Below are 10,429 nucleotides of genomic sequence, written 5' to 3'. Positions count from 1 at the left end.
TAATCAGCGAGTCAGCTTGGGAAGAAATGACCTGCTTATTCGCACCTTCCCTAACCGCATACGGTCTGTCGGGGCGAATCCTTCGTTTATAGCGAGTCAGACAGGGCATGAAAATGCTAAGATGGTTTATGAGGTATATTCAAAGTGGAGAGTCGGTATGAATGCCGATCAGGTTGGTATGCTGAATGAGCGACTGCAAACGCTACTGCCCCCAGGATGCCCTCAGGGATAAACGACACTGGATAATTTCGTTTAATATTAGTAAGATAGCCACTTAACATATCATACCTTAAAAATTATGCGTCTGGTTTTATCGTCCTTTTTTGCACTCAGTCTGTTCAGTAGCCAGGCCTTTGCTGCCCCCGAGCCAACTGAGCAGCCTGATATTCGTGACAGTGGCTTCGTCTACTGCGTCAGCGGACAGGTTGATACCTTCAACCCACAAAAAGCGGGCAGCGGCCTGATTGTGGATACTCTCGCCGCTCAGCTTTACGACCGTCTGCTTGATGTTGATCCGTACACCTACCGTCTGGTGCCGGAGCTGGCGGAAAGCTGGGAGGTGCTGGACAACGGCGCAACTTACCGTTTCCGTCTGCGTGATGACGTTGCGTTTCAGCATACGCCGTGGTTTACCCCCACGCGCAAGCTGAATGCAGACGATGTGGTCTTTACGTTCCAGCGTATCTTCAACCGCCATCACCCCTGGCATAACGTCAACGGGGGGAACTTCCCCTATTTCGACAGCCTGCAGTTTGCCGACACCGTTAAAAGCGTGCGCAAACTGGATAACCGGACGGTTGAATTTTCCCTGACGCGCCCGGATGCCTCTTTCCTCTGGCATCTGGCGACCCACTATGCGTCCGTCATGTCCGCTGAGTACGCGGCAAAGCTGAACAAGCAGGATCGTCAGGAGCTGCTTGACCGCCAGCCGGTCGGCACCGGTCCGTTCCAGCTGGCCGAATACCGCGCCGGGCAATATATTCGCCTGCAGCGCCACGAACACTTCTGGCGCGGCACGCCGCTGATGCCGCAGGTAGTGGTCGACCTCGGGTCTGGCGGTACGGGGCGGCTCTCAAAGCTGCTGACCGGCGAATGTGACGTGCTGGCCTGGCCTGCCGCCAGCCAGCTCACTATTTTACGCGACGATCCGCGCCTGCGCCTGACGCTGCGCCCGGGTATGAACATTGCCTATCTCGCTTTTAACACCGATAAGCCGCCGCTGAATAACCCGGCAGTTCGTCATGCACTGGCGCTGGCCATTAACAACCAGCGTTTGATGCAGTCCATTTATTACGGCACCGCGGAAACCGCCGCCTCTATTTTACCGCGCGCCTCGTGGGCGTATGACGGTGAAGCCAAAATCACGGAATACAATCCGGCAAAAGCACGCGAACAGCTTAAAGCGTTGGGCGCTGAAAACCTGACGCTGCAGCTCTGGGTACCGACCAGCTCTCAGGCATGGAACCCTAGCCCACTGAAAACCGCCGAGCTGCTGCAGGCTGATATGGCGCAGGTCGGTGTAAAAGTGATCATCGTTCCGGTTGAAGGGCGTTTCCAGGAAGCGCGCCTGATGGATATGAACCATGACCTCACGCTGACGGGCTGGGCGACTGACAGTAACGACCCGGACAGTTTCTTCCGTCCGTTGTTAAGCTGCGCGGCAATAAACTCACAGACCAACTACGCTCACTGGTGCAACCGCGAGTTTGACGCCGTTCTGCAAAAAGCGCTGGCGTCACAACAGCTCTCGTCACGCATTGATGCCTATGATGAAGCGCAAAAGATCCTCGCCAAGGAACTGCCTGTGCTGCCGCTGGCCTCTTCCCTGCGTCTGCAGGCCTATCGTTACGATATTAAAGGCCTGGTACTGAGCCCGTTTGGCAACGCCTCCTTCGCCGGGGTCGACCGTGAAAAAGAACAAGAGGTGAAAAAACCATGATCATTTTTACCTTGCGTCGACTCCTGTTACTGCTGGTGACGCTCTTTTTACTGACCTTCGTGGGCTTCAGCCTGAGCTACTTTACGCCGCACGCCCCGCTTCAGGGATCGTCGCTGTGGGATGCCTGGCTGTTCTGGTTCAACGGCCTGTTGCACTGGGATTTTGGCGTCTCCAGTATCAACGGACAGCTTATCTCTGAGCAGTTGAAAGACGTGTTCCCGGCCACGATGGAGCTCTGCATTCTGGCCTTCGGCTTTGCCCTGATGGTGGGCATTCCGGTGGGCATGCTGGCGGGGATTTATCGCAATAAATGGCAGGATAAATTTATCAGCGCCCTCGCCCTGCTCGGCTTTTCTATCCCGGTTTTCTGGCTGGCGCTGTTGCTGACGCTGTTCTTCTCTCTGACAATGGGCTGGCTGCCGGTTTCAGGCCGCTTTGACCTCCTCTACACAGTTAAATCGGTGACCGGTTTCGCCATTATTGATGCATGGCTCTCTGACTCCGTCTGGCGTCACGAAATGATCGTCAGCGCCCTGCGTCATATGGTGTTGCCGGTGCTAACGCTTGCGGTGGCGCCAACAACCGAAGTGATCCGCCTGATGCGCCTGAGCACCATGGAAGTGTTTGATCAGAACTACGTTAAAGCTGCGGCCACGCGCGGGCTTTCACGCCTGACTATCTTGCGTCGTCACGTACTGCATAACGCGCTCCCGCCGGTTATTCCGCGCCTTGGGCTGCAGTTTTCGACCATGCTGACCCTGGCGATGATCACCGAGATGGTCTTTAGCTGGCCAGGTCTGGGCCGGTGGCTGATTAACGCCATTCGTCAGCAGGATTACGCCGCCATTTCAGCAGGCGTCATGGTGATTGGTTCGCTGGTGATTATTGTTAACGTGATTTCCGATATTTTGGGTGCAATGGCCAACCCGTTGAAGCATAAGGAATGGTATGCCTTACGATAGCGTATACAGTGAAAAGCGCACGCCCGGTGCGCTACGTACCGTGTGGCGTAAATTCTATGGTGACACCACGGCAATGATCGGCCTGTACGGCTGTGCCGGCTTGGTCTTGCTGTGCGTATTTGGATCGTGGTTTGCGCCATACGGTATCGACCAGCAGTTCCTCGGCTATCAATTGTTGCCCCCGTCGTGGTCGCGCTATGGGGAAGTTTCCTTCTTCCTGGGCACCGACGATCTGGGCCGTGATGTGCTGAGCCGCCTGCTGAGCGGTGCCGCCCCAACGGTGGGTGGTGCGTTTGTGGTGACGCTTGCCGCCACAGTTTGCGGTCTCGCGCTGGGCATTTTTGCTGGCTCCACCCACGGTCTGCGCTCGGCGGTGCTGAATCACATTCTGGACACCCTGCTCTCTATCCCATCGCTGCTGCTGGCGATCATTGTAGTGGCCTTTGCCGGGCCGCACCTGACGCATGCCATGTTTGCCGTGTGGCTGGCTATCCTGCCCCGTATCGTTCGCTCTGTGTACAGCATGGTGCATGACGAACTGGAGAAAGAGTATGTTGTTGCTGCCCGTCTGGACGGTGCCACCACGCTGAATATTCTCTGGTTTGCCGTCCTGCCGAATATCGCAGCCGGGCTGGTCACCGAGATCACCCGCGCCCTGTCGATGGCGATACTGGATATCGCTGCGCTGGGTTTCCTCGATTTGGGTGCCCAACTGCCGTCACCGGAATGGGGTGCGATGCTGGGCGATGCGCTGGAGCTTATCTACGTCGCCCCGTGGACAGTTATGTTACCGGGTGCGGCCATTATGGTCAGCGTGTTGCTGATTAACCTGCTGGGCGACGGTATTCGCCGCGCAATTAATGCGGGGGTACAATAATGCCGCTTCTTGATATCCGCAACCTCACCATCGAGTTTAAAACCGGTGAGGGCTGGGTTAAGGCCGTCGACCGAATCAGCATTACCCTTGCTGAAGGTGAAATTCGCGGTCTGGTGGGCGAATCCGGCTCCGGGAAAAGCCTCATCGCCAAAGCCATTTGTGGTGTAGCGAAGGACAACTGGCGCGTCACCGCCGACCGCATGCGGTTTGATGATATTGACCTGCTGCGCCTCTCTCCGCGCGAGCGTCGCAAGCTGGTCGGCCATAACGTCTCGATGATTTTCCAGGAGCCACAATCCTGCCTTGACCCGTCCGAGCGCGTAGGTAAGCAGCTGATGCAGAACATCCCCAGCTGGACCTATAAAGGCCGCTGGTGGCAGCGTTTCGGCTGGCGCAAACGCCGCGCCATTGAGCTGCTGCACCGCGTCGGGATCAAAGATCATAAAGACGCAATGCGCAGTTTCCCCTACGAACTCACCGACGGTGAATGCCAGAAAGTGATGATCGCCATCGCGCTGGCCAATCAGCCGCGTCTGTTGATTGCGGATGAACCAACGAACGCGATGGAGCCCACCACGCAGGCGCAGATATTCCGTCTGCTGACGCGGCTGAATCAGAATAACAACACCACCATTTTGCTAATCAGTCACGACCTGCAAATGCTCAGCAAATGGGCGGATAAAATTGATGTGATGTACTGTGGGCAAACGGTGGAAACCGCCCCCAGTGAAGATCTGATTACCACGCCGCACCACCCCTACACCCAGGCGCTGATTCGTGCGATCCCGGATTTTGGCAGCGCCATGCCGCACAAGAGCCGTCTGAACACGCTGCCGGGTGCGATCCCGCTTCTGGAATCATTGCCGATAGGCTGTCGTCTTGGGCCACGTTGCCCGTATGCTCAGCGTAAGTGTATTGAAACGCCGCGTCTGACGGGGGCGAAAAACCATCTTTACGCCTGTCATTTCCCGCTGAACATGGAGAGAGAGTGAAATGGTCGAAACCTTACTGGAAGTACGCAACCTGAGTAAGACCTTTCGCTACCGCACCGGGCTGTTCCATCGCCAGACCGTGGAAGCGGTGAAACCACTGAGCTTTACGCTGCGCGAAAAGCAGACGCTGGCGATTATTGGCGAGAATGGTTCCGGCAAATCCACGCTGGCTAAGATGCTGGCGGGCATGGTTGAGCCAAGCGGCGGTGAAGTGCTGATTGACGATCATCCGCTGGCATTCGGCGATTACTCCTTCCGCAGCCAGCGCATCCGTATGATCTTCCAGGATCCCTCCACCTCGCTCAATCCGCGCCAGCGTATTTCGCAGATCCTGGATTTCCCGCTGCGGCTGAATACCGATCTGGAGCCTGACGCTCGCCGTAAACGTATCTTTGAAACCCTGCGTATGGTCGGACTGCTGCCCGATCACGAAAGTTACTATCCGCATATGCTGGCTCCGGGACAGAAGCAGCGTCTGGGATTGGCGCGCGCCCTGATTTTGCGCCCGAAGGTGATTATTGCTGACGAAGCCCTCGCCTCACTGGATATGTCGATGCGTTCCCAGTTAATTAACCTGATGCTGGAACTGCAGGAAAAACAGGGGATCTCTTATATCTACGTCACCCAACATCTTGGCATGATGAAACACATCAGCGACCAGGTGATGGTCATGCATCAGGGTGAAGTTGTCGAGCGCGGCAGCACGGCGGATGTGCTGGCCTCCCCACTCCACGATTTAACAAAACGCCTGATTGCCGGACATTTTGGTGAAGCGCTAACTGCTGATGCATGGAGAAAGGATCGTTAAAAATATCCCTTAGCTATTGCGTAACCCGCCAGCCAGAAGAGTGAATACCTCAATGGCATGGGGCAGCGTTATCTGCGGGTCGTCACTCGCGGCAATGAGCAAGGCAGCATTCAGCGCAGCGCCATTCAGCAGATGGGCTGCGACTTTTGCATCAACCGGTTTAAGAACGTCGCATGCGATCATTTTTTCGATGGTGTGACGAGTCGACTCCAGGCAACTGTTCTGGCTAGGCCATTGCGCCGGATCGCCCAGAACAGCTGGACCATCAAGAAGAACGATACGCTGCACTTCCGGAACCAGCGCCATTTTGATATAAGCGACGCCTTCCGCCAGCAACCTCTCCCAGTCATTTTCCGCAGTGGAAGCAATGGCTTTCGCTTTTTCAGCCATTTCACTGTCTATCTGTGCGACTACAGCCGCCAGTAACCCTTTCTTATCGCTGAAATTATGGTACAGCGCACCGCGCGTTAAGCCCACGCTGGCAGTCAGTTCATCCATTGAGGCAGCGGCATATCCTTTTTCAGCAAACGCCTTACGGGCTGCCTGTATCATTTTTTCGCGATTTTCCTGTGCCGTCTCAGCACGACGTTTTGCAGCCATGGGGGTTCCTTGGTTAAGCAGCGTTTTCCATTTGACATACACGGCGTATGTGGATTACATTTTTTCACATACATCGCGTATGTTACTTCTACTTTGTCATCACGACAATAACCTCGACTATAAAAGGAAATGCTATGCACCCACGTGAACCTGTATTCCCGGCCAACCGTCATGCCCTCTATCAAGAGCATGGCTATTCTGCTGCCATCCGCTCGGGCGATTTGTTATTTGTTTCTGGCCAGGTCGGCAGCCGCAGCGATGGCACACCTGAGCCCGATTTCGCCGCTCAGGTACAGCTCGCATTTGATAACCTCCAGGCTACCCTTGCGGCCGCGGGATGTACCTTTGACGATATTATCGATGTAACGACATTTCACACCGACCCTGAAAACCAGTTTCCCGTCATTATGCAGGCGAAAAAAATGGCGTTCCCGCGTCCTCCTTACCCAAACTGGACTGCCATAGGCGTTAACTGGCTCGCTGGTTTTGATTTTGAAATTAAAGTTATTGCCAGAATCCCTTCGCCAGTCAATTAACTTCCGGCATAATTTGCCCAGCATGAAACTCATTTACCGTTAAGTAATAACTGACACGCCAATGAAAGACAGCATCAGAAGGTATATTCTCTCCTGGGTGGAGGAAAATAACTTTACTATTTTACATATTGATGACCTGGTTGCGGATATCGGATACAGCAGACGAACCATTGAAACCTGGTTTAAGGAGCACTATCAGCTCTCGTTAGGAGAATATATTCTCAGAAGAAGGCTGAGCCGTGCTGCTATTATGCTAAGGATGACGTCGATTCCGGTGACGGATATTGCTTATCTTTTCCATTACCAGAGTAGCCAGGGTTTTTCCAGAGCCTTTAAAAAAATGACCGGGCTGACACCCTCTGAGTACAGACGTGCCAGAGTGTGGAATTTTGATGTTTTACAGCCCTCTTTTTTATTAAGCGACCATCAAACTCCAGAACTCGAAATTTGTGAACTGAATGAAACATTTCTCTATACCCATCAAATTATCGAACATGATCATCTTTTTGATACCTCGGTCCATGATATTACTAAAAAAATCAAGAAACTGCTTATCGAAAATCGTCATGAGATTGATCGCATCACCCTTGTGCCTCGCCCACCCGAACGCTTAGGCAAAAGCCGATCTTATCTTGTTGAGGTCTTAATCTCGTATTCCTTACAAAGCGACACGACTGCAAAAAGAGGGACGTGCGTAGTAAAAGGAAAATACGCAAAAATGACCTTCAGCGGTAGCTGGGAGGGCTACAGCGCCTTTAACAAAATTGCCTTCGTTAAAGCAATGGTTAAAAAGCGTCTGGCGTTGCGCGAGGGCATTTATTTAATGCAGTTTAATTCTTACAGCGATGAGCATGTTAATTTTGACGTTTTTATCCCCATTTTATAAGCTCACCCACATTCTGCGTGTCTGCTTACGATTCTGTTTTTACCGTTGTGCTTGGCCTCATAGAGCGCCTCATCCACGTTACGAATAATATCGGTGCTGTTAAGGTTGCTCTGAATGGCTGAGCACACGCCGATACTCAGCGTCACCTCTGCAGGAAGCGCGTAAAGGTTACCCTGTCCGGTCCGGTGCTGGACATTATGGCGAATACGCTCGGCAACGGATACCGCCAGGCTCTCGTCAGTATTCGGTAGCAGAAGACCAAACTCCTCACCGCCCAGTCTGGCAAAAATATCCTTATCCCGGATACTGTCTTTGATAATATCCACCACCGCCAGAAGGACGCGATCCCCTACCGGATGACCCCAGGTATCATTAATAGACTTAAAGTTGTCGATATCCAGCATCATTATGCTCGTGCCTTTTTCTGTCCTGAGCATGCGGTTCCGTTGAAGCGCCTCATAAAAATACTTACGGTTGAAGATCTGCGTAAGCGGATCGCGATTAATTCGATCGCCAAAAATCTTTAACGTGCTGAATACGTGAAATAACAAGGTGAAAATAACAAATAATTTACTAAATACCTCTACTGTACGGCTAATATACCAGAGTGACATATTATACGTGTCGAGCAGCAACAGGAAAAAGTTGTAAATGATGGCGGAGAGACACACCACAATAATACTGTTCCACATGCCTGAAGACAGTCGCGTCACATAGGTCATATAGCAGAGTAAAAACGACCAGAGCGTGATCAGAACGTTAACGTACCGGACATCCCAGACGGGAGCATGCTGGTCACGACCATCTGCCGCTATCGTTAATGATAATGCAGGATGATAGCTGCTCATATAATGGGCCAGAACCGGGAACACAACCAGCGGAATAAATAATGTTAACGCCAGGCTGAACTTATTAATCCGTCCTGACGACGAACGTGTTGTGATTTTTTTCCACCCGAACGGCGAGCGCCAGTAAAAAGATAAAGCTTAGTTGCCTGAAAAAATAGAATACAGCCGTGTCGTTTGTTTTTACCGCATTAGAAAAACCAGCGTGTTCAGGATATTGAATAATAACGATCGTTTCAATGAAATAAACCAGTCCACTTAAAAACGCCATACTCAGAATCAATGAGGACAGGTGTGTTCTGTCAGACGCATACTGCATCTGGATGAAAATAAAGATGATGGTATCCAGAAAGAACAGCGCAATCATGACGATTAAATATGTGGTCATGGGTACTCTGAAGCCTGGATTATCATTCACGCAAAAAGAGTTTACCGCGATCATCAGTGCAAACAGAAATGCACCGGAAAGCATGATCATTTTCTCGGCCAACGTAATGTTATTTATCATCCTTCTTACCGCAAAACTATAAAGACGCAAACCGCCCCCTGACCGGCACGGTCAGGGGGATCGTACTACTACTCTGAGGTGACATTTACCACGTCACCATGGTTGTCAAAATCAACGTATAACTTTTTATTAGCCTGGAACTGCTGATAAACCGGCTGGGAAAGTGAAAAGCTCATCGCCAGTTCCGCCTCACTCGCCACACGGGCAGGAGGAACCGCAATTCTCTGATGCTTATAGCGGTTGTAAATCGCCCAGAGCACCAGTACCAGCGCGTTAAGTATCGCCAGGATGAAATAGAAGAACAGCCGCAAAAAAGCGTCATTCCCCTGCGTAAACCCCTTCAGGAATAAAGCGATAAACCCCGAGGCAAAGTAAACAAACACAGCCCACAAAAGACAGGTTACGATCAGTTCCAGACACTCCCGGAAGACGCTTTTTTGCGAATTGATAATCCAGTGTTTCATGTTACCCCCTTGCAATCCCGCGATCCGGACTGACCCAACGCGCACGGGTGCTACGGGGATTCAGCATCACAACAGTGAACGCGACAAGCGTGGTGAATAAACTGATGAGCCAGAAGATGATCGGATACCAGATGATCCAGAACAGCGTGGCAACGACGTTATGCTCATAGCGGTACTCAATCAGGATACTCACCAGGAATTGCACCAGACACAGGCTGCAAAGCAGCACTCCGGCATTTTCTGACACCGATGAAATGGAGAGCCCTCCCGTTGATCCGTTCTGGATTACCTCCGCCAGGATGACCAACCCACTGACCAGGCAGGTGAATGCCCATGCCGTCGTCGCGCAATATTCCATAAAAAGGGGCCACATATGCCTGTGTTTCCAGCGCCAGAGGGAGCTCATGTTTTTCAGGAAAACCTCCGCGCCCCCCTTCGCCCAACGTAAACGCTGTTTCCACAGCCCGCGCAGCGTTTCCGGCATTAAAATCCAGCACAGCGCCCGCGGTTCATAGAACACAGACCAGCGACGAAGCTGTAGTTTCCAGCTGATATCAATATCCTCCGTGATCATGTCATCGCTCCAGTAACCCACATCCGCCAGCGCGCTCCGGCGGAACGCCGCAATTACCCCTGAAACGGTAAACACCTGGCCATAGACCCGTTGCGTACGTTTGATAAGACCAATGATCGATGAAAATTCACCGACCTGGACTTTGCCGATTAACGTTGAGCGAGTGCGGATCCGCGGATTGCCGGTCACAGCCCCCACACGCGGGTTATCAATCATCGGCGCGACAAGCCAGGCTGCGGCGTCACGATCCAAACAGGCGTCGCCGTCAATGCAAACCAGAAACTCCCCTTTTGCAGCGGCGGCACCACTTTTCAACGCAATCGCTTTTCCCTGGTTCTCCATCAAATGCACAACACGCAGGCGGGGATAACGCTCGGCCAACATATTTAGGGAAGGTGCGAACAAGTTCCTGATATGAGATCATCATATTCATCCGGA

At 52.4% G+C, this 10,429-nt stretch carries 11 protein-coding genes and 2 pseudogenes; 8 read left to right on the top strand and 5 right to left on the bottom strand.

Annotated elements, in window-relative coordinates; translation table 11 throughout:
- The 6 genes and pseudogenes from HX884_RS27360 to sapF form a co-directional block, all read left to right on the top strand.
- Positions 1 to 232 (top strand): annotated as a pseudogene (locus tag HX884_RS27360) (hypothetical protein); the annotation flags it as partial.
- Positions 233 to 298: 66 nt separating this feature from the next.
- Complete coding sequence (sapA, locus tag HX884_RS23465) at positions 299 to 1,939, top strand: ABC transporter substrate-binding protein SapA (RefSeq protein ID WP_038419595.1); 1,641 nt, start codon at positions 299 to 301, stop codon at positions 1,937 to 1,939.
- Positions 1,936 to 2,901 (top strand): putrescine export ABC transporter permease SapB, encoded by a 966-nt coding sequence (gene sapB, locus HX884_RS23460; protein WP_013096396.1) that lies wholly within the window; start codon positions 1,936 to 1,938, stop codon positions 2,899 to 2,901. Before sapA ends, sapB begins: the two co-directional genes overlap by 4 nt.
- Positions 2,888 to 3,778 (top strand): putrescine export ABC transporter permease SapC, encoded by an 891-nt coding sequence (gene sapC / locus HX884_RS23455; protein WP_020690956.1) that lies wholly within the window; start codon positions 2,888 to 2,890, stop codon positions 3,776 to 3,778. Before sapB ends, sapC begins: the two co-directional genes overlap by 14 nt.
- On the top strand, positions 3,778 to 4,770 hold the full coding sequence (gene sapD / locus HX884_RS23450) for a peptide ABC transporter ATP-binding protein SapD (protein WP_178328875.1): 993 nt from the start codon (positions 3,778 to 3,780) through the stop codon (positions 4,768 to 4,770). Before sapC ends, sapD begins: the two co-directional genes overlap by 1 nt.
- A gap of 1 nt (position 4,771) precedes the next feature.
- Positions 4,772 to 5,578 (top strand): putrescine export ABC transporter ATP-binding protein SapF, encoded by an 807-nt coding sequence (sapF, locus tag HX884_RS23445; RefSeq protein ID WP_013096393.1) that lies wholly within the window; start codon positions 4,772 to 4,774, stop codon positions 5,576 to 5,578.
- Between the two features lie 9 nt (positions 5,579 to 5,587).
- Here sapF and HX884_RS23440 read toward each other — a convergent pair whose 3' ends face one another.
- A complete protein-coding gene (locus tag HX884_RS23440; protein WP_178328874.1) occupies positions 5,588 to 6,178 on the bottom strand; it encodes a TetR/AcrR family transcriptional regulator in 591 nt (196 codons plus the stop codon).
- Between the two features lie 134 nt (positions 6,179 to 6,312).
- On the opposite strand from HX884_RS23440, the gene HX884_RS23435 reads away from it, so the two are divergent.
- Both HX884_RS23435 and HX884_RS23430 read left to right on the top strand, forming a co-directional pair.
- Entirely contained in the window at positions 6,313 to 6,714 is a 402-nt protein-coding gene (locus HX884_RS23435; RefSeq protein WP_058681309.1) for a RidA family protein, read from the top strand.
- Positions 6,715 to 6,775: 61 nt separating this feature from the next.
- Positions 6,776 to 7,600 (top strand): helix-turn-helix transcriptional regulator, encoded by an 825-nt coding sequence (locus tag HX884_RS23430; protein WP_058681310.1) that lies wholly within the window; start codon positions 6,776 to 6,778, stop codon positions 7,598 to 7,600.
- 2 nt (positions 7,601 to 7,602) lie between these two features.
- Here HX884_RS23430 and HX884_RS27355 read toward each other — a convergent pair whose 3' ends face one another.
- The 4 genes and pseudogenes from HX884_RS27355 to pgaC all read right to left on the bottom strand — a co-directional run.
- A complete protein-coding gene (locus HX884_RS27355; RefSeq protein ID WP_280925299.1) occupies positions 7,603 to 8,472 on the bottom strand; it encodes a sensor domain-containing diguanylate cyclase in 870 nt (289 codons plus the stop codon).
- A 40-nt stretch (positions 8,473 to 8,512) separates the two neighbouring features.
- On the bottom strand, positions 8,513 to 8,953 hold the full coding sequence (locus HX884_RS27350; protein WP_256737186.1) for an MASE4 domain-containing protein: 441 nt from the start codon (positions 8,951 to 8,953) through the stop codon (positions 8,513 to 8,515).
- A gap of 68 nt (positions 8,954 to 9,021) precedes the next feature.
- Positions 9,022 to 9,417 (bottom strand): poly-beta-1,6-N-acetyl-D-glucosamine biosynthesis protein PgaD, encoded by a 396-nt coding sequence (gene pgaD / locus HX884_RS23420; protein WP_095907904.1) that lies wholly within the window; start codon positions 9,415 to 9,417, stop codon positions 9,022 to 9,024.
- A gap of 1 nt (position 9,418) precedes the next feature.
- Positions 9,419 to 10,360, bottom strand: a pseudogene (pgaC, locus tag HX884_RS23415) (poly-beta-1,6-N-acetyl-D-glucosamine synthase); the annotation flags it as partial.
- Between the last annotated feature and the right edge of the window lie 69 nt (positions 10,361 to 10,429).

Source organism: Enterobacter sp. SECR19-1250, assembly GCF_013391025.1.
GTDB lineage: Bacteria > Pseudomonadota > Gammaproteobacteria > Enterobacterales > Enterobacteriaceae > Enterobacter > Enterobacter cloacae.
This window is presented reverse-complemented; position numbering and strand designations above follow the sequence as displayed.